Below are 19020 nucleotides of genomic sequence, written 5' to 3'. Positions count from 1 at the left end.
GTTCGTCACCGCGCGTGCAGATTCATGGCTAGTCCCAATCCAGGCCACCGCGACGCCAGACGTAGGCGTAGGCGATGAAGACGGTGAGGATGAAGAGAATCATCTCGATGAGGCCGAAGAGGCCCAGCGCCTGGTTCGAGACCGCATATGGATACAGGAAGATGATTTCAATGTCGAAGACGATGAAGAGCATCGCCGTCAGGAAGTACTTGATGGGGAACCGGTTCGGCCCTTCGGGCTGCGGAGTCGGCTCGATGCCGCATTCGTAGAAGTCCAGCTTCGCCTTGTTGTAACGGCGCGGGCCGGTGAACGGCGCGATCGCGACCGAGAAGAACGCGAAGCCGAACGCGAGCGCGAACAACAGCACAATCGGCAGGTACGGCGCGAGCACGGAACTCCCCTCTGAACTGGTGTTTGCTAGCGCTCTCAGGCTAGACGTTGGGGCACTGGGGGCAGAAGTGAGGCATACCTAACTAGCCTCGCGATTCACAGGAATTGATTCGTCCCAGCCGCTGTTGCCCCAAGGTGAGCACAGCCGACGCGCCGTTCGGCGCCATTCTGCAGATGACGGCCCTTCCGGGTAAGCGGGACGAGGTACTCCAGATCCTGACCCACTACGCCCGCACGCTGGAGGGCGAGCCCGGCACCACCCTCTTCGCCGTGTCGCTCGACCCGAACGACGAGAACCTGGTCTGGATCTGGGAGGAGTTCGTCAACGGGGCAGCCGTACAGGCTCACTTCCAACACGACTTCTTCCGCGCCCTGCAGTTGGAGCTGGCCGAGTTGCTCGCCGAACCGGCGTCGGTGCGGCCACTGGCCCCGGTGGTGCGCCGCGTGCAGGAGGTCGTCGCCGAGTCAGGTGACTAGACCACCGTTCTCAGCCGCGTGGGGAGCTAAATGCCCGGATTCCGGGCATTTAACTCCCCACGACGCGGACGTGCTGGCTCAGCAGAACTTCTTACTCACCCCGATCCCGCCGGCCTGCGGCGTCGTCATGAGTGCGCACGGGCTGATGCCATTTCGCGTCAGCACCGCACGGACGGCTGCCGTGGCCGCGCTGCTGAGCGCCGGTGTGCGGGAGAGGACGAATGCGCTCCCACGGTCTGGCGACACGACGACCGCCCAGCGGTAACCCGAGTCCAGACCGACGATCTCGTAGTTCGGGCCGCCGAAGAAGAGCTGCTGTCCGAAGAGATTCAGGAACGACACGGTCAGCACCGAGTTGGCTGGCTTGTTCTCGATACGCGCCACACCGAGGACCTGGCTGACGGATCCCCACCAGGTGGTGCAGGTGTTGTCCACGCCCACCGTGCCGTCGCTGCGAGCCGTGTAGACCGCAGTGCTGTTGGCAGCGCATTGCACCTCGAAGATCTGCGGGATGGCCGCGACCTGGTACCAGGAACCGACGTATCGGGTGAGATCGACCGAAGCCACCGGCTGGACCGCTCCGGTCGAAGCTGCGACCTGAGTCGTCTGAGCGCTCGCCGCCTGTGCTGAGCAGATCGGCAACAGGGCCAGCAAGGCCAGGGCGGATACGTTCAACAGCCATCGCCTCCTCATCCGCGGGCCCGCCGGATCAGCTGGCACGGAGCTGGACGACGGCGCTGCCGAATACGAGCGAACCATCGGTCGGCAGAGCAACTCCGAATGTCGCGTTCAAGGCACCAGCGCCAGCCGGGTCAAGTCGCAGCGTGATACCGCGCAGAACGGTCGCCCCTCTAGGGGTGGAGACCTTAAGCCCGGAGAGGTCCAGGTCGAGCAGAGCGACCTTGGCTGCAGCCCCGTTCACCTTGGTCGCATAGACCTTTCCGGCTGCGAGGTCGATGTCGAAGTTGGTGACGGCCAGATGCTTGCCCTTGAGGCTCGCGAAGTAGATGCCGCCGCTGTGCAGGATGTCCCCGCTGACGTTGGCCAGGGATGGGTCGCCGCCGGTGATCGGGAATCCGTACGTGACGTTGAGGCCGTGCTGGAAGCCGAGCGTGAAGCGGGTCTGCGGGAGCACCGGAAGCGGAAGGATTCCGGCCTTGAGCAGGGTGAGCGCGATCCCCGGCGCCGTGGTGACCGACGTGGTGCCGGAGAGCGTTGCCGATCGGGCGGGTACCGCGGCGTTGGCGGCGGTGGGCATGAGAGTGGCGCCGAGCAGAGCGCAGAGACTGATGACGGCGAGCAGAGACAGCCGTAGACGGCGGGTTAATGAGCGCATCGTGCGATCCTCCAGAGAGCGAACGTGCTTGGCCGAGCTTGAAGAGGGCACCCGGCATCCGGTGGGATCACCGGACGGGAGGGAGTACGTCGCTTCGCACCAGTTTGGATGCCGAGAAGTTGGGCAGAAGATAGTTCGCCGGGGATGCATCCGTTCGGGTCTCGGCGGACGTAATACCAGCGAAGAACCAGCTTCGGCGGCCCTGCAGAACTGGCACGAACGCCGCGGCGAGGACCCGCCGGAGAGGAGCAGTATGCCCGACATGCCGCCCCCGACCGGTTCCTCGCAGATTCCCGAAGAGGCGGATCGTCGAGACGCACCCACGGATGCTGCGACTTCTACCGGTTCGGGCCCATTCGGTCGGCCCCTCCCCCTCGACCGACCGAATGCCTCCGGCCGGCCGGCCCCCCTCGGCCGGCCGGAGGACGACGTTCGCCTCGACGCCGCCTTCCCCACCGGGGACGCCCAGGTGTTGAGGCAGAGCTACGACCGCTACGGTGGCGTCGTCTACCGCACCGCCCTACGCTGCCTCCCGTCGCCGGCCGATGCTGAGGAGGTCACGCAGACGACGTTCCTCTCGGCCTGGCAGGCGCGGGCGACCTACCAACCACAGATCGCGCCCCTCGGCGCCTGGCTGGTGGCCATCGCCCGACGGCGAGCGATCGATCGGCTACGGATCTTAGCCAGAGAGCAGCTCATCGCCGGCGCGGCCGCCGCGGATGCCGCCGCGCACAACCCGGTTGACTACGGGGCCGACCCGGCGAAGCTGCTCGACCGGCTTGTGGTGGCCGACGAGCTGGCCCAGCTGCCGGAACCGCAGCGCCGGGTGCTCGAACTCGCCTTCTTCGACGACCTAACCCACACCCAGATCGTCAGCGTGACCGGGCTCCCGCTCGGCACGGTCAAGAGCCAGCTCCGACGCGGGCTGCTCCAACTGCGACGTCGATGGGAGGCGGACGGTGCACCAGCAATCTGATCCCGGCGAGCCGGAGCGCCTTGATGCGATCGTCCTCGCTGCCTTCGGCGAGCGCCTCTCCCCCGCCGACGCCGATCACCAGAGCGGCTGCCTCGAGTGCATGCAGGAGCGGGTGAGCCTGGCCGGCATCGTGACCTTGGCCCGCAACCCGATCGAGCCGTTGGGTACGCCCGACGTCCGTCCACCGGCCAGCGTCTGGGCCGGCATCGCGGCCGAGCTCGGCCTGGACCTCAACCCTGCGCAGTCGGCGGCTGTGCCAGTGGAGTCGGCGGCCGAAGCCGTCCCGGTGGCTACCCCCGACTCCCCGACTCCGATCCCGCGGTCAGCCCATCGCGTTCCACTTAAGCGTTCCCACCGATGGCTACTCGCTTCGGTGGCAGCTGTCGCCCTGATTGGCGCCGCCTGCGGCGGCTATCTCTTGGGGCATTCGCGGACGCCGACGAAGGCGGTGGCCGTCTGCGCCACCAACGAGGCCGCGCTGGCCCAGATGCCGGACGCTCCGGCCGGCGCCTCCGGACAGGCGGCCGTCGCCTGCTCGACCAGCGGTCCGTCGCTACGGGTGACGACGTCGAAGTTGCCGCTGCGTGAAGGGTTTTACGAGGTGTGGCTCTACGCGCCGACCTCGGGAAAGATGGTCGCGGTCGGCACCCTCGGCACGAATGGCAGCGGCGCTTTTACCCTGCCGGCCGGAGTGGATCTGCGCGAGTTCCATGTCGTTGACGTCTCGGCCCAGCTTTACAACGGCAACCCGGCCCACGCACAGAGCGTACTGCGCGGGCCGCTCACCAGCTGAACGGTGATTCTGTCGTAGGCCTACGACAGAATCACAGCATGACCAGTGAAGCCGAAGCCCTGCGGATATTTCTGGATGCTCAGCGCTGGACGGTGCTGCAGATCCTCGAAGAGCTGGATGAGAAATTGTTGCGCACGCCGATCGTGCCGTCCGGGTGGACGCCGCTCGGGCTCGTCGAGCACCTGGGCTACGCCGAGCGGCACTGGTTCCAAGAGGTCGCCTTGGGCTGCGCTGATCCACTCCCCTGGCCCTCTGGCGATGGCGACGTTGGCGACTACGACGAGGACGCGCCGTTAGTCTCTGCTCGTCCGACCGAAGCGGTCTTCGCCTTCTACCGCGACCAGATCGAGCGCTCCAACGAAGTGCTCAATTCGGCGGCGTTGGATTCCGCGCTACGCGGTACACACGATCTCGCCGGCACCGAGGATGTCGTCAACCTGCGAACGCTCGTACTGCACATGATCGAAGAGACGGCCCGCCATGCCGGCCACCTCGACGTAGCTCGGGAACTGCTCGACGGACGGACCGGGCTCGGGCCGAGATGAGTAGCAGTGCCCGCGAGTAGCGTTCGCCCCAGACGAGAGGAAGCGGACGATGGCCGAGGTTCACAACACGACGATGAAGCCGGGGAAGCTGGAACTGCTGACCGACTGGCTGCCGACCCGCCCCTGGTACGTCGGGAACGGGTCACCGTCGCTGCGCCGAGGCGGCGGCTTCCGGCTCGACGATCCAGCGGGTGAGGTCGGCATCGAATTCCTGATCGCCGTGGATGAGGCCGGCGACGAACCCGTGAGTTACCTCGTGCCGCAGACCTACCGGGACGCACCGGTCGATGGCGCTGCCGGCGACCTGATCGGCACCAGCGAACACGGCGTCCTCGGCCTGCGCTACATCTACGACGGCACTCGGGACCCGGTTCTCATCAACCAGCTGATCGCGTTCCTGCAGGGAAAGGTCGATGCACAGGCCCAGAGTCAGAGCAACACTCTCGACCCGTCCATCAGGGCCAAGCTCACTGCCACTCAAGATCTCGTCGTCGTCAGCAGCCGGGCCACCGACACCACGACCTCCACCGACATCCTCGTTGAGACCGCTGATGGGCCGAAGCTGACGCTGCGCATCAATCGGCGGTTGGCCGCCACACCGACGGCTGATCCGGAACGCGTCGGCGAGGTCGTCGGGGAATGGCAGACGAGCGACGGTACCGAGGCGCGCGGTGAGTTCGTCGCCGTCCACCCAGCCGGCTAAGACCGGTTGCCTCCCGCTCGATCAGTCGGCCTCACGCGATATTGCCAGCAATATAGGATGGTAATGTCAGCAGTATGAAGACCACGTTCGACCTGCCTGAGCCGTTGTTGCGCGAGGTGCAGGAGTTGGCGAAACAACGCGGAACGACCAGTAAGTCATTGGTAGAGCAGGCGTTGCGCCGGTTGATCGAAGACCAGGCACGAAAGCCGTTTGTACTCCCCGACCTCTCAGTCGGCGGGGAGGGTCTGCAGCCTGAATTTCGCGACGCTCCCTGGGACGTTATTCGCGACGCGGCCTACGGGGTGCCGAGTTAGGTGATCGCGGTTGATACCAACGTGCTGGTATATGCCCATCGCCAGGACTCGCCGTTCCATGAGCCTGCGGCCGCCGCGATGCGCGACCTGGCTGAGTCGGCGTCAACGTGGGCGATTCCCTGGACGTGCCTTCACGAGTTCTATGCGGTAGTCACCAACCGAAGGATCTTCGCCCCGCCAAGCACGCGCGAACAAGCCCTGGACCAGATCGACGCGTGGTGCGCATCGCCGTCAGTGGCCCTGCTGACCGAGTCGGTAAATCATCTCGAAATCCTCGGCGACCTGATACGCCAGGCCCACCTCACTGGTCCGTCTGTGCACGACGCCCGGATAGCCGCCACCTGCCTGAGTCATGGCGTTCGGGAACTACTCACACTGGACCGCGACTTCAGCCGATTTCCAGCCCTTCGAACTCGGAGTCTGCTCTCTGGCTGAGGTGCGCTATCTGATCGCCGGGGTGATCTTGGTGAGGACCTGAATGACCCGGTCCGAGAGGTCGCCACCATGCGGCTCATTGAGATTCGCCAGCAATTTGAGGACGAAACGCATCAGGCCCGGGTGCGGCAGGCCGTGCCGGGTACAGGCCCGCATCACCGCCGGGTTCCCGATCAGCTTCACGAACGTGCCACCGAGGCGGTAGTAGGCGCCCCACTCCTGCGCCATCATCTCCGGATACGCCTGCAGCGCCCGTTCCCGGCTCGGGCCCTCCGGCCGCGACATCGCCTGGACGACGGCCTGGGCCGCGAACTTGCCGGACTCCATGGCGTACGGGATGCCCTCGCCGTTGAACGGGTTTACCGAGCCGCCGGAGTCACCGACCAGCAGCATGCCGCGGGAGTAGTGCGGGGTGCGGTTGAAGCCCATCGGCAGGCCGGCGCCGCGGGTCGGGCAGGTGGCGTTCTGCTCGCGCAGGCCCCACTCCTCGGGCGTGTTGTCCAGCCAGCGGGTGAGCAACTGGCGGTAGTCGGTCTTCTGGAAGCCGGCGCTGGAGTTGAGGACGCCGAGACCGACGTTCACCGTGCCGTCGCCCATTCCGAAGATCCAGCCGTAGCCCGGCAGCAGCTTCGCGTCGTCGGCACCGGGCGGGCCGTCCCACAGCTCGAGCCAGGACTCCAGGTAGTCGTCGTGAGTGCGCGGGCTGGTGTAGTAGCGACGCACCGCGACGCCCATCGGGCGTTTGTCGTTGCGCTGGACGCCGAGGGCCAGCGCCATCCGGCTGGAGACTCCATCGCAGGAGAGCACCACCGGCGCCCGGTAGGTGACCGGTGACTTATCCGGTCCGACCTTGGCCGTCACACCGATGACCTGGCCGGCCGCATCCAGCAGCGGCTCGCTCACGGTGGTCTGCTCGTGCAAACGGGCACCGGCCTTCACCGCCTGGTTGGCCAGCAGGGCGTCGAGGTCGGCCCGCGGGCGGACCAGCCCGTACGGCGGGAAGTTGGTCAGGTCCGGCCAGTCCAGGTGCAGGCGCTGGCCGCCGCCGATGACGCGCAGGCCACGGTTGTGCAGCCAGCCCGCCTCCTCGCTGACGTCGATGCCCATCTCAACCAAAGCCCGGGTGCCACGCGGGGTGAGCCCGTCACCGCAGACCTTGTCCCGCGGGAACGTGGTCTTCTCCAGCAGCAGCACGTCCAGGCCGGCACTGGCCATCCAGTAAGCGGCTGCGCTCCCCGACGGCCCGGCCCCGACCACGATCACGTCTGCGTCGTAGCGCTTCTCGTCGGGCACCTCGGACTGCGGGCGGGAGAGCTCGTCCGGCCCAGCGGAAGCGGTAGCGGTCATGGTGGACAGTTTAGGCAGTTCCCGGGGTTGCCGTCGGACGGGTAGCCGGCGGCTGCCTACCCTCCAATACGCCTAGGCTGGCCAGATGGCTCGGTACCTCGACATCCACCCGGAAAACCCGCAACCGCGAGCGATCACCCAGCTGGCGGCTCTGATCCGCGACGAGGGACTTATCGCCTACCCGACCGACTCCTGCTTCGCCCTCGGCTGCCAGCTGGGCAACCGCAGCGGGCTGGAGCGTATCCGCGAGATCCGTCACCTCGACGAGCATCACCACTTCACCCTCATGTGCCGGGACTTCGCCCAGCTGGCCCAGTTCGTCCACGTGCCCAACTCGGTCTTTCGGATGGTGAAGGCCAGCACCCCGGGCAGCTACACCTTTATCCTGCCGGCCACCCGCGAGGTGCCGAAGCGGCTGATGCACCCCAAGAAGAAGACGGTCGGGGTTCGCATCCCGAAGCACACCTTCGTCCAGGCCCTGCTCACCGAACTCGGCGAACCACTGCTGTCGAGCACGCTGCTGCTCCCGGACGAGGAGGAGCCGATGACTCAGGCCTGGGAGATCAAGGAACTGCTGGACAACCAGGTCGACGCCGTCGTCGACTCCGGCGACTGCGGCACCGAGCCGACCACGGTGGTGGACCTCTCCGGCGAGGCCCCCGAGGTGGTGCGGGTCGGCGCTGGGGACCCAAGTCGCTTCGTCTGAGGCCACCGCTGCCGTCTGGCCCCTCATCGGGCGTGATGGGATGGGGCGATGCCCGAACTCCAGCTCCACCTCAGCGCGACTGAGGACCTCTCCGCCACCACGCTCTACCGCATCCTGCGGCTGCGCTCAGAGATCTTCGTGGTCGAGCAGGAGTGCGTCTATCTCGACCCGGACGGGCATGATCTGGAACCAGGCACCCGTCAGCTCTGGATCAGCTCGCCCGACGGCGAGGTGCTGGCCACGCTGCGGGTGCTGCACGACCCTGATGCCTGGCGGATCGGGCGAGTCGCCACCGCAACCGCGGCCCGCTCGAGGGGGCTCGCCGCGCAGTTGATGCGCGCCGCCGTCGACTACACGCGCGCCGCCGGCACTCCGCCGGATGTCGTTCTCAATGGCCAGGCTCACCTCGAAGGTTGGTATGAGAACTTCGGCTTCCGCCGCTACGGCGACACCTACGACGAGGACGGGATCCCGCACGTCCCCATGCGGCTGGAAGTAGCACCGCACTAGTCCGCGAAGACGCCCAAACCTGGAGATGCCGTGAACCTGGACGCACCCGTGCCACGAACGTTCCTACGCGATCAGGCGAAACCGGCTTCGGTGACGAACATCGAGCTCTTCTTCGACCTCGTCTTCGTCTTCATGATCACCCAGCTCTCCAAACATCTGCTGGAGAATCTCACTGTCGAGGGTGCGCTTCAGACAGCCCTGCTGCTCGGCCTGGTCTGGCTCACCTGGGTCTATACGACCTGGGTGACGAACTGGCTGGACCCGGACGTGGTCTCCACCCGGATCATGCTGCTGGCGATCATGTTCGGTGCCCTGGTGATGGCGTCGCGGCTGCCCGTCGCCTTCACCACCGGCGGCCTGGTCGTCGGCGTCAGCTACGCCGCGATCCACATCGGGCGCACGCTGTACGTCGTCATCGTGCTCGAACATGACACGTTTCTCAGGAGAAACTTCGAGCGCATCCTCGCCTGGTGCTGCGTCAGTGGCACTCTGGCCATCGCCGGTGGGCTGGTCGACGGGCACGCTCGGGAGGCGCTCTGGTTGGGCGTGGTGGTCGTCGATCTGCTGGGCGGTGCGGTCGGATTTTACACACCGGTCCTCGGACGCTCGCAGGCGGCGCAGTGGTCGATCGACGGCGGCCACTTCGCCGAGCGCTGCCAGCTCTTCGTCATCATCGCGCTCGGCGAGTCGATCGTGGTGCTCGGCGAGACGCTCTCGCAGCTGCACCACCCGACCGAGATTGCCACCTTCGTCACCGCGCTCGTCGGTGCCGCGCTGCTCTGGTGGGTCTACTTCGATCGCAGCGCCGAGGACGCCGCCGACGTGATCGCCCAGGCAGCCAACCCCGGACGACTCGGACGCTCGGCCTATCACTTCGTACATCCGATCCTGATCGGCGGGATCATCGTCGCGGCGGCCGGCGACGAGGAACTGCTGCACGCCGCCCACCTGCACCCGCACGAGCACGTGGAAGTCTCGACCGTGCTGCTGGTCTGCGGTGGCACCGCGCTCTTCCTCGCCGGTCACGCCTGCTTCAAGGCCGTCGTCTGGCGGCGGACGCCCTGGAGCCGCCTCGCCGCGGTGGTGGCTCTGGTCGGGTTGGCGGTTGCCGGCCCGCAGCTGGCCCCGCTACTGCTGGGGCTTCTGACGGCCCTGATCGTGCTGGCGCTCTGCGTCTACGACCGTCTGTACCCGGTCGCTGCACTCGCGAGCGTAGATAGCAGCGGCGGGGCCGATTGAGATCGACCCCGCCACTGACTGGCTAAACCTGACTAGCTGGCCCGGCGGCGAATCGCGAGAGCAACCAGTCCGGCGCCGAGCAGCGCCAGTACCGCACCCAGGCCACCGATGCCGGTGGCGTCAAAGCCGGTGTTGGCCAGCGCCGCATTCGGGTCGGTCGGGGTGATGGTGGCACCGGTCACCGTCGAGTCGATCCGGAAGCTGAAGGTCGTGCTGGTGTGGGCACCGCTGAGGACCAGCGTGTGGGCTCCCCCCTCCAGCCCCGCCGGCACGGTGAACGCGTAGATGAGGTTGCCCTCAGCGTCCGCGGTGACCGCGGCCAGCGTGATCGGCGTGGAGTGCACGACCGGAGTGACCTTCTCACCCGGGGCGAAGCCCGATGTGCTGATGCTCAGCGACTGGCCCGGAGTCAGCGTGCTCCCCTGGGCGATCGGGTCGCCGTTCGGGTCGGTGATCGAGCCAACCGTGGCGCCCGGTGTCGGCGTGGCCGTGACAACGGGAACCGGAGTGGGCGACGGAGCCGGCGACGCTGCCGGCGTCGGGGCCACCGTGGCGACCGGCGTCGGTGACGGGGTCGCCGCTACCGTCGGCGTGGGCGTCACGACCGGGGTCGGCACGGGCGTCACCACCGGCGTCGGCGTAACGACCGGAGCCGGAGACGGAGTGACCACCGGAGTCGGAGCCGGAGTGACCACCGGGGTCGGCGCTGCAGTAGCGACCGGAGTCGGAGCCGCAGTAGGCGCTGGCGTCGGTGTGACGACCGGGGTCGGAGCCGCCGTCGCCACCGGGGTCGGAGCCGGAGTCACCACTGGCGTCGGCACCGGAGTGACAACCGGGGTCGGCGTGGGCGTGACCACTGGCGTCGGAGCCGCAGTGGGGACCGGGGTCGGAGCCGGAGTGACCACCGGCGTGGGCGACGGGGTGACGGCCGGGGTCGGCGTCGGCGTAGCGCCGCCAGTGACGACCGGGTAGACCTGGGTCCAGGTGTTGGCGACCGTGTCGACCTGGATATCAGACGACCAGTAGAGCTGACCGTTGCTGTTCAGCAGCCGGACCTCATAAATGTTCGGGTCGGTGGTGTCGGTGCTGGTGAAGTTCGAGATGTGGTCTGTCATGTCCGCGAAGCCGGAGTCATCCTTCACCACCGGGTTCGTAGTGGTCGCGAGCGCGCCGGGATAGCCCGGGTGCGTACCGATGACCTGGCTCGTCGTCTCGATGTCGCCGGTCTGCCAGGCTGCCGGTGTCTGGCCCTGCACCGGCGTGTAAAAGACAGCGGCAACCTTGGGTCCCGGGGCGTCCGGATCGCCGGGAATCCCGGTCCAGACCGGGACGGGAGTGGACGCCATGTAGTAAGCGGCGAGCGGCGACGCATCAAGCGAACCTGACGTGATCTGCGCACCCGAGGCGTCGTAGAAGGAGATCGTGCCCGCAGCGTGCGAGTCGGGCTGGAACGACGGCGGCGCCGCGACGGCCGCGGTGGCGTCACTTGACACGATCAGCGCCGACCCCACGACAACGGTCAAGGCCGTCGCGAGCCCAATTGAGAGACTCCGTCTCTGCGCCTGCTTAATGCGGTGGAAAAGCTTCACTGACCGGACTCCTAGTGAGAGTTGAACTCCTCTGACTGCCACAGGTTGTCCTTGACAGACGTACGGAATCTCGCCCCCGGGTGACTTCACGGGTGTCGTCTCGTTAACTAGGGATGAACGCGATGGCTCCGGTGCGAATACTGCGATTCCTCGACAGCATTCAGTAACGCTCTCGTCTGCGGCACGAGGGATTGCGCAAACAGACGACGATCGGCCCGGATTGACATCCGGGCCGATCGCCTTTACCTGTAACCAGCTGCTTCAGTTAGACGGCAGTGAACTTGTCCGCGTCAACCAACGGGCTGGACCCGCTCGGTGTCGTCACCTGAATGCTGTGCGCGCCCGCGGTCTGGGCCGGAGTGACGGCCGTGATCTTCGTCGAAGACACGACAGTGAAACTCGTCGCCGCCTTCGTACCGAACGTCACCTTCGTCGCACCAGTGAACCCAGTACCCGTAATCGTCACCGTCGTGCCACCAGCGATCGGACCCGACGTCGGCGAGATCGCCGTCACCGCCGGAGCAGCCGCCGTCGCGGTGAACACATCAGCCGCCACCAACGCACTCGTACCACCCGGCGTCGTCACCGTGATGCTGTGCGTCCCCGCCGTCTGCGCCGGAGTCACCGCCGTGATCTTCGTCGAAGACACGACAGTGAAACTCGTCGCCGCCTTCGTACCGAACGTCACCTTCGTCGCACCAGTGAACCCAGTACCCGTAATCGTCACCGTCGTGCCACCAGCGATCGGACCCGACGTCGGCGAGATCGCCGTCACCGCCGGAGCAGCCGCCGTCGCGGTGAACACATCAGCCGCCACCAACGCACTCGTACCACCCGGCGTCGTCACCGTGATGCTGTGCGTCCCCGCCGTCTGCGCCGGAGTCACCGCCGTGATCTTCGTCGAAGACACGACAGTGAAACTCGTCGCCGCCTTCGTACCGAACGTCACCTTCGTCGCACCAGTGAACCCAGTACCCGTAATCGTCACCGTCGTGCCACCAGCGATCGGACCCGACGTCGGCGAGATCGCCGTCACCGCCGGAGCAGCCGCCGTCGCGGTGAACACATCAGCCGCCACCAACGCACTCGTACCACCCGGCGTCGTCACCGTGATGCTGTGCGTCCCCGCCGTCTGCGCCGGAGTCACCGCCGTGATCTTCGTCGAAGACACGACAGTGAAACTCGTCGCCGCCTTCGTACCGAACGTCACCTTCGTCGCACCAGTGAACCCAGTACCCGTAATCGTCACCGTCGTGCCACCAGCGATCGGACCCGACGTCGGCGAGATCGCCGTCACCGCCGGAGCAGCCGCCACGGTCGGGTAGACCTGCGTCCACGTGTTATTGACCGTGTCGACCTTGATGTCAGAAGACCAGTAGAGCTGGCCATTGCTGTTCAGCAGTCGGACCTCGTAGATGTTCGGGTCCGCCGCGTCAGTGCTGGTGAAGTTGGCGATGTGGTCGGTCATGTCGGCGAAGCCGGAGTCATCCTTCACCACCGGATTGGTGGTGGTCGCCAGCACGCCGGGGTACCCCGGGTGGGTACCGATGGTCTGGCTGGAGGTCTCGATATCGCCCGTCTGCCAGGCCGCCGGCAGCTGACCCTGCACCGGCGTGTAGAAAACCGCCGCGGCCTTGGGACCGGGAGCGTCCGGATCACCCGGAACACCGGTCCACGTCGGCACCGGCGTGGACGCCATGTAATAGGCCGCAAAAGGCGAGGAATTGAGCGAACCCGAGGTGATCTGCACACCTGAGGCGTTATAGAAGGCAACGGTGCCCGCAGCCTGCGCATCCGGCTGGAAGGACGGTGGCGCGGCCGATGCGGCGTTTGCCGACACCACGAAGAGGCCGGCGGTGAGAGCCAGGGCTCCCATCGCGGCGACGGTGGACTTGACCCTGATCATCACAGTTCTCCCTGATGGCTCGTCAGTAGTTGGTCGCGTCACCGAGCGGTCAACCACTGACGTCGATGGCCGCTGGCGAGGTGACACGTCGAGCGTCACAACGTCAGACAGACGAGACTGAGCCGGAAGCCGTCATCGCGAGGACTCAGGCGTTAACAGGGGATGAATCAAACTGTGACTGGTTAACTACGCGATGTGCGCGCAGCCGTGTAGCGCCTCCAGCCGAACCCGCCACCAGCGATCAACCCGATCACGACAACGCCACCGATCAGCCAGACCAGCCAACTCGAGCCGGACGACGAGGCGTCGGTGTGCCCCGCCGCCACGGCAATCGAGGTGGCCCGGGCGGCGGACGCCTCGGCGGTGCGCGAGGCACTTGCCTTGGCCGCCGCCGAAGCGTGCGCGGCGCCCGAGGTCTTCCCGGCGGCCGGATTCGCCTGGCTCGGCAGCGCCGCAGTTGGCGATGCCGAGGTCCGAGCGATCGCCGACTCCTCGCTCGAGACGGCGTCCCCGCTCGTACAGGAGACCGATACCGGATTCACAACCGCCCAGGTATTTCCCGTCACCTTGATGTTGATGGCCGGGTAAGAAGTGTTGAGCGCGTCTCTGCCGGGAGCGGCGAGGTACAGGCGAAGCTGCAGTAGGCCGTCGACCATCGGCTTGAACTCGCCGATAAAGTCATTGAGGCTGAAGTCCAGGCTCGTTGCCGCGGCCATTGGCGCCGCGGGATTCGTGTAAGTGGAGGCGGCAGTGAGGGTGTCACCGTTCCATGCGTAGGCCTGGACGTTGGGCCGCGGCTGATAGGCGACCAGGGTCGCCTTCCGCCCGGAGATGTCGTACCCCGCCGGCGCCTTGACGCTGCTCACGGCACGCCACACGAACGGGCGATCGTTGATGTTTCCCGAGGTGATCTCGGTGCCGGTCTTACTGCACAGACCGATGCCGCCCGAGACTGACGGGTCGTTGTAGGGCAGCGCGGCGGCCGACGCATCCCCCGAAGTGCCCCAAGCCAGCGCGGCGGCGAGAACAACCCCAGCGCTCACTAACGCCAAGCGGCGCCGCTGCGGAGTCGAAATGACGGCGTCGGCGATCAGCACTGGAGCGACGTGGTCGTCTTCCGCCGCCGCGGGCTCCGGTTCCGGATCGGAGGTGGGCGGCTGCGGACGGATTCCGCCTCCCCGCGGTCCGGCCGGCGGTGTCGGGCGATTCTTTCGCCAGCGGCGGATCAGGTACGCCGCAACGATGAGCAGGATCGCGGCGATGACGGTGGTGATCAGCGCCCACGGAATAGCCCAGAACGAAACGGTCTTGGTGGCCCCGCGTGCGTGCGGGTCCGGATCGCCCTTCACCACTAGCGGCGTGGTCACGACGTGAACCTTCTCCATGAAGGCAGGCGTGATGTCGAGGATTTCCACACTCATCGGCAGGGTGGCACCCGGCAACAGCAGAACCTGGTCAGGGATTACCGGTCCAATCGCCTTCGTGCCGAACATGCCGGTCACGTTCACCGCCTGCTTCGCGCCGAGCTTCACGTTGCCGCTGTTGCGCAGTGTGTAGGTGACGTGCGCCTTGCCATGGCCCAAGGGGTTCGCCGAACCGTCGTAGCTGACTTTGAGGTCGTCGATGGCAAGACGGCCGTGCACGGCGCCATCGACCCGTATGAAGATCCGGGTGGCGATGCGCTGGTCCAGCGCGATGTTCTGCCCCTTCGGGTTCTTACCGAGGGTGGTTAGCGAGGCTACGATCACCGCGCTGTGGTCGCCCGGCGAGGCGTTGTAGGGCACTTGCACGGTAAAGGGCAGCACGGCACGCCCCGGGCCTCCGGTCGTGGCTGCCGCCAAGTGCACCGTCTGCTTTGGTGCGGCGAGTTTGATCCAGGTGCCGGTCTCCTTCGGCCGTACCGAGGCGGCAGGTACAGCGAGATCACCATCGAGAGAGTTCTCCAGGTCCGCCGCGTAGACACTCAGGTCGACCGGTGCGGCGGCGTAGTTCTGAATCGCCACGTGGTCGCTGTAGGTGCCGCTGGTGGCCATCTGGTACGAGAACTGGATTCGGTTGTCGATGCGGCCGCCGGTGGCCGGTCCGATCCCAAACGTCGCCTTCGCCGGCGCCGACTTTGCTGCCGACTTGGAACCTGTCGGCTCCGGAGTCGGTGTCACGGCGTTCGCGGTCACCGGCCAGATGAACGAGATGAGGATCAGCAGCAGCGCGACGGGTACCACCGCAAACGGGTGACGGACATCGGCGACCGTAGCTCGCCGGTGGCATGCGACATGGGTTGGACGGATGATGCGAGGCATGAGATGAAGTGGACTTCACGTCGGCGTCTATTACGCAGACCGCAGATGAACGTAGGTGAACGTAAATGAACAGGGCGGGCAAACTTTCTGCCCGCCCTGTTCGATATCACTGACCAGAGTCAGTCGATGACCAACCGTTCGTTAGACGATGGTGAAGGTCATCGTGGCGACGTACAGACCGGCCAGGGTCGAGGTCGGAGCGGTCAGCGCGAGCTTTCCGGTGACATCGACGGTGCCCGGGCCCACGTTGGAGACGGCGAATGCCTTGGCGGCCGTCTTGAACGCGGTGATGTCGTGCGGCGTAACACCCGACTGGATGTGGTTGCCGACGATGTACTTCGGGGCGACGTTCGTGAAGCTGAGGCCGTCACCGTTGATGGTGTTGGCTCCGTTGGTGAAGTCGCTGACCGAGGCGGAAGCGGTCCAGCCGGTGCTTCCGGTGCGGGTGTCGGTGATGGTGACACCGTTGTTGACGCCCGGGGTGGCCGAGGCGGCAACGGCCGGGTCACCGAAGTTGGCCGGGGTGCTGGTCAACGAGGTGCCATCGGCCGACAGGGTCATGTTGCCGAGGTGGAACGGGTTGGCCGGGGTGTACGGCGTGCTGATGACGAGCGTTCCCTGCGGAACGTTGACGTCGATCGTCTGCGGGTCCGGAGCGTAGAGAGCCGCGGTCGCGGTGACCGTGACACCAGCGGCGTCGGACGACGCGAGGTACTTGGTGACGTCAGCCGGGACGAACGCCGCGGTGATGACGTGCGCCGAGGTGTCGGCCGGGGTGTACGCGAAGTCGGCACCAGTCGCGGTGAGAGCAACCGGAGCACCGGCGTTCGCGCCATCAACCTTGAACTGAACCGAGCCCTTGCCCGCAGCCAGCTCGGCGGCCGGCGAACCGGACGTCACGTTGGCGTGCTCGGTGACCGGGCTACCGACGGTGCCGGTGGTCGGGCCACTGACGGCGGTGGTCGTCGCGGCGGCCGGAGCCGGAGCGTTGACCGCGTAGGCCAGCGTGGCCGACGTGGTGCCGTTGTAGGTAGCGGTGTCGGTCGGGGTGAAGACGAAGGAGTAGCTGTGCGCTCCATCGGCCGGGTTGACGGTGGCGGAGACAGCACCGGTGGCGGCGTTGAACGTCGCGCCCGGAACGGTCGTTGCGCCGTCCAGCAGCGAGACCGTGCCGGCCGGGTGGGTGGCGTCGCCAGCGGTCAGCGTGGAGCTGAGCGTGACGGTCGAGCCGCTGTCGGCCGGGCTGGCCGGGTTGGCGGTGATGGTCGAGAGCGTCGTCGCAGTCTTGACCGTCGGGTACACCTGGGTCCAGGTGTCAGCCGCGGTGTCGACCTTGACGTCGGAGCTCCAGTAGTTCACACCGTCGAAGATACGAACTTCGTAGACGTTCGGGTCTGCGGAGTCGGTGCTGGTGAAGTTCGAGATGTGGTCGGGCATGTCAGCGAAACCGCTGTCATCCTTGACCACCGGGTTGGTTATGGTGGCCAGGGCCCCCGGGTAGCTCGGGTGCGCTCCGGGCGTCTGGCTGGTCGTCTCGATGTCACCGGTCTGCCACACGGCCGGAGCCTGACCCAGCACGGGCGTGTAGAACACGGCCGCGTCCTTCGGACCCGAGTTGGACAGCGCCGGCGTCGAAGCGACGTAGTACGCAGCGAACGGGCTGGCGCTCAGCGTGCCGGAGGTGATCTGCACACCCGCAGCGTTGTAGAAGCTGACGGTGCCGGCCGCGTTCGGGTCCGGCTGGAACGACGGCGCAGCTGCGCTCGCGTTCGCCGCCCCGACGACCAGCATGCCTGCGGCGACGGCGAAGGTTCCAACCCCACCGATCGCAGTCTTCATCTTGATCTTCACAGTGTCTCCATTTTCGTCTGAATAAGACATTGGTTGTTGAAATGCATTCCCAGCAACGCCACAAGTGGCGGTTTTTACAAGCCGAGCGCGCGTCAGGCGACGATCGCCGGTATATTGGCAGTTCAACCATCCGGTGAGATTTCGCTCTGCGCGGTCACCGTGGATGTTCAACGGGTTCACTGCCTGTGTGTTATTTGCGCAGCATGAGGCCGGCAATCGCCGTCGAATGAGAGACACAATTGCCGTGCAGAAGTTGCGGTATTTGGAGCTGGTGCCCAGCTGTTGTTCGATCGGCCGCCGGTGCCGTCAGGCTCTATGAGCCCTCGGGCACCGGCAATCGACTACATCGGAGATGCTGGATCAGGCCAAGTAGGCCAGATCACCGGGGAGCTGGATCAGCCCGAGAATGCGAAGGAGAGATCCTGCCACGCCTGCGACACACCGACCAGGTTCGGGTTGGTGGCCGCAGGGTTGCCGCCCGCTGCGTTGAACAGCGGAGCGTTGGCCGCCTTGCCGAACCAGCTGCTGGCCTTGCCGAACAGCGTGTTCACCAGGTTGGCCGAACCGCCGGTCTGGAACGGCGTCGTGGAGGTGACGTCGCTCTGGCGGGCGAGCAGGTAGAGGTGACGCTGCAGGAAGTAGGCAGCTGACGCGTCCGGCGCGGTGCCGGTCTCGAGCTGGATCGTGTTCGGCGCCGGCGTGGTGCCGAAGTAGGCGGAGTTGATCAGGTTGAAGCGACCAACCGAGAACGGCGAGATCGCGTCAGCGGCCGAGACCGGGTTGCCGTTGACGTCCGTGCCGGTTGCAACGCCCGTGATTCCCGTCGGGTCGTGCTCCTCGGCCACCTTCACGTTGCTGGCCAGGGTGTTGGTCAGGTCGATTCCGGTCTGCGTCTTGATGTCGGCGATGAAGTCGTTACGGGTACCGGAACCGGTCTGCGGGATGACCGGCACGATGCCGTCGGAGCCGTGCGAACCGGAGTAGCCCGGAACCTCGCTCCACTTCTTGTAGGTGCCGTTGTAGATGTTGGCCAGCTCAGCGGCAGAGAGCCCGGCCGGCGAGTTGGTCGTGGTGGCGGCGGCGATAGCGAGGCCATCGGTCGCGATCTGGAAGACGTGGATGCCGCCGAAGGCAACGGCGGCCGCGCTAGTCTGCTCAGACTGCTTGGGCAGACGCGACGAACGGACGAAGTCGATCTGGTGCGTCGTGTCGGCCAGCAGCGCCGTGATTCCGGCGCCAGATCCGTTGGGACGCACGATCGGCTTGGTGCCCGCGCGAAGCACGACCGAGCTGGCGAGCGCGGTCGAGGTGCCGTTCACGTAGCCGGTACGGCCGCTGGCGTCCGAGGTGGCGTCGAAGGAGAAGAGACGGTGGCTGGTGTTGACCGCGTTGTAGCCGAGGTCGCCTCCGGTGTCACCGTCGGCGCCGAAGTCGCCGATGAACTGAACGGTGTCCGAGCCAATAGCCACGGCGTCCGTGCTGCGAGGCTGAACGTCAGCGTAGGCCGCCGGGCTGAATGCCCCCAGGCCGAGTGCCAGCGCCACGGCGCCCCCCACACCCGCCTTGGCGAGAGTTGCTTTCTGCATCAGAGTCCTTTTCTACG

19 protein-coding genes are annotated in these 19020 nt (G+C 66.4%); 10 read left to right on the top strand and 9 right to left on the bottom strand.

The window, feature by feature from the left end:
* Nucleotides 1-28 precede the first annotated feature (28 nt).
* A complete protein-coding gene (locus CPH63_RS08575) occupies nt 29-391 on the bottom strand; it encodes an NADH-quinone oxidoreductase subunit A (protein WP_096302517.1) in 363 nt (120 codons plus the stop codon).
* Nucleotides 392-525: 134 nt separating this feature from the next.
* Here CPH63_RS08575 and CPH63_RS08570 point away from each other — a divergent pair, with 134 nt between their 5' ends.
* Nucleotides 526-867 carry a putative quinol monooxygenase gene (locus tag CPH63_RS08570; protein WP_096302516.1) on the top strand — a complete coding sequence of 114 codons (342 nt, stop codon included), beginning with the start codon at nt 526-528 and terminating at the stop codon, nt 865-867.
* A 78-nt stretch (nt 868-945) separates the two neighbouring features.
* Here the strand turns inward: CPH63_RS08570 and CPH63_RS08565 are convergent, their stop codons facing one another.
* Together CPH63_RS08565 and CPH63_RS08560 are read right to left on the bottom strand one after the other, a co-directional pair.
* On the bottom strand, nt 946-1542 hold the full coding sequence (locus CPH63_RS08565; protein WP_157749393.1) for a lipocalin family protein: 597 nt from the start codon (nt 1540-1542) through the stop codon (nt 946-948).
* Between the two features lie 34 nt (nt 1543-1576).
* A complete protein-coding gene (locus tag CPH63_RS08560; RefSeq protein WP_157749392.1) occupies nt 1577-2203 on the bottom strand; it encodes a hypothetical protein in 627 nt (208 codons plus the stop codon).
* Nucleotides 2204-2456: 253 nt separating this feature from the next.
* On the opposite strand from CPH63_RS08560, the gene CPH63_RS08555 reads away from it, so the two are divergent.
* The 6 genes from CPH63_RS08555 (at nt 2457) to CPH63_RS08530 (ending at nt 5969) form a co-directional block, all read left to right on the top strand.
* The gene (locus CPH63_RS08555; RefSeq protein WP_197704637.1) at nt 2457-3179 is read left to right on the top strand and encodes a sigma-70 family RNA polymerase sigma factor; all 723 of its coding nucleotides are present in this window, start codon (nt 2457-2459) and stop codon (nt 3177-3179) included.
* Nucleotides 3163-3972 (top strand): anti-sigma factor, encoded by an 810-nt coding sequence (locus CPH63_RS08550; protein ID WP_096302513.1) that lies wholly within the window; start codon nt 3163-3165, stop codon nt 3970-3972. The genes CPH63_RS08555 and CPH63_RS08550 overlap by 17 nt, the downstream gene beginning before the upstream one ends.
* 38 nt (nt 3973-4010) lie before the next feature.
* Nucleotides 4011-4517, top strand: a complete 507-nt coding sequence (locus CPH63_RS08545; protein ID WP_096302512.1) for a DinB family protein — start codon at nt 4011-4013, stop codon at nt 4515-4517.
* Between the two features lie 49 nt (nt 4518-4566).
* Entirely contained in the window at nt 4567-5220 is a 654-nt protein-coding gene (locus CPH63_RS08540) for a 1,4-alpha-glucan branching protein (protein WP_096302511.1), read from the top strand.
* Between the two features lie 74 nt (nt 5221-5294).
* Nucleotides 5295-5534, top strand: coding sequence for a ribbon-helix-helix domain-containing protein (locus tag CPH63_RS08535; protein ID WP_096302510.1), 240 nt, complete (start codon nt 5295-5297; stop codon nt 5532-5534).
* Complete coding sequence (locus tag CPH63_RS08530; RefSeq protein WP_096302509.1) at nt 5535-5969, top strand: TA system VapC family ribonuclease toxin; 435 nt, start codon at nt 5535-5537, stop codon at nt 5967-5969. It begins immediately after the preceding gene.
* Nucleotides 5970-5975: 6 nt separating this feature from the next.
* Here the strand turns inward: CPH63_RS08530 and CPH63_RS08525 are convergent, their stop codons facing one another.
* Nucleotides 5976-7316 carry a geranylgeranyl reductase family protein gene (locus CPH63_RS08525; protein WP_096302508.1) on the bottom strand — a complete coding sequence of 447 codons (1341 nt, stop codon included), beginning with the start codon at nt 7314-7316 and terminating at the stop codon, nt 5976-5978.
* An 85-nt stretch (nt 7317-7401) separates the two neighbouring features.
* Here CPH63_RS08525 and CPH63_RS08520 point away from each other — a divergent pair, with 85 nt between their 5' ends.
* From CPH63_RS08520 to CPH63_RS08510, 3 genes are read left to right on the top strand one after another with little or no spacing between them, the layout of a single operon-like run.
* Nucleotides 7402-8022 (top strand): L-threonylcarbamoyladenylate synthase, encoded by a 621-nt coding sequence (locus CPH63_RS08520; protein WP_096302507.1) that lies wholly within the window; start codon nt 7402-7404, stop codon nt 8020-8022.
* A gap of 48 nt (nt 8023-8070) precedes the next feature.
* Nucleotides 8071-8532: a GNAT family N-acetyltransferase gene (locus CPH63_RS08515; RefSeq protein WP_096302506.1), complete on the top strand. Its 462-nt coding sequence runs from the start codon at nt 8071-8073 to the stop codon at nt 8530-8532.
* Nucleotides 8533-8562: 30 nt separating this feature from the next.
* Nucleotides 8563-9771: a low temperature requirement protein A gene (locus CPH63_RS08510; RefSeq protein WP_096302505.1), complete on the top strand. Its 1209-nt coding sequence runs from the start codon at nt 8563-8565 to the stop codon at nt 9769-9771.
* Nucleotides 9772-9803: 32 nt separating this feature from the next.
* Here the strand turns inward: CPH63_RS08510 and CPH63_RS22780 are convergent, their stop codons facing one another.
* The 5 genes from CPH63_RS22780 to CPH63_RS08480 all read right to left on the bottom strand — a co-directional run bounded on the left by CPH63_RS22780 (nt 9804) and on the right by CPH63_RS08480 (nt 19003).
* Nucleotides 9804-11264 carry a hypothetical protein gene (locus tag CPH63_RS22780; protein WP_157749391.1) on the bottom strand — a complete coding sequence of 487 codons (1461 nt, stop codon included), beginning with the start codon at nt 11262-11264 and terminating at the stop codon, nt 9804-9806.
* A 361-nt stretch (nt 11265-11625) separates the two neighbouring features.
* Nucleotides 11626-13266, bottom strand: coding sequence for an IPT/TIG domain-containing protein (locus CPH63_RS08495; protein ID WP_197704636.1), 1641 nt, complete (start codon nt 13264-13266; stop codon nt 11626-11628).
* A 182-nt stretch (nt 13267-13448) separates the two neighbouring features.
* Nucleotides 13449-15566, bottom strand: coding sequence for a hypothetical protein (locus CPH63_RS08490; protein ID WP_157749390.1), 2118 nt, complete (start codon nt 15564-15566; stop codon nt 13449-13451).
* A 141-nt stretch (nt 15567-15707) separates the two neighbouring features.
* Nucleotides 15708-17417: an Ig-like domain repeat protein gene (locus CPH63_RS23490; protein WP_096302502.1), complete on the bottom strand. Its 1710-nt coding sequence runs from the start codon at nt 17415-17417 to the stop codon at nt 15708-15710.
* A 395-nt stretch (nt 17418-17812) separates the two neighbouring features.
* Nucleotides 17813-19003 carry a PstS family phosphate ABC transporter substrate-binding protein gene (locus tag CPH63_RS08480; RefSeq protein WP_096302501.1) on the bottom strand — a complete coding sequence of 397 codons (1191 nt, stop codon included), beginning with the start codon at nt 19001-19003 and terminating at the stop codon, nt 17813-17815.
* Nucleotides 19004-19020: the final 17 nt, after the last annotated feature.

Origin of the sequence: Jatrophihabitans sp. GAS493, from assembly GCF_900230215.1 — a bacterium.
In the GTDB taxonomy this organism is placed as follows: domain Bacteria; phylum Actinomycetota; class Actinomycetes; order Mycobacteriales; family Jatrophihabitantaceae; genus MT45.
This window is presented reverse-complemented; position numbering and strand designations above follow the sequence as displayed.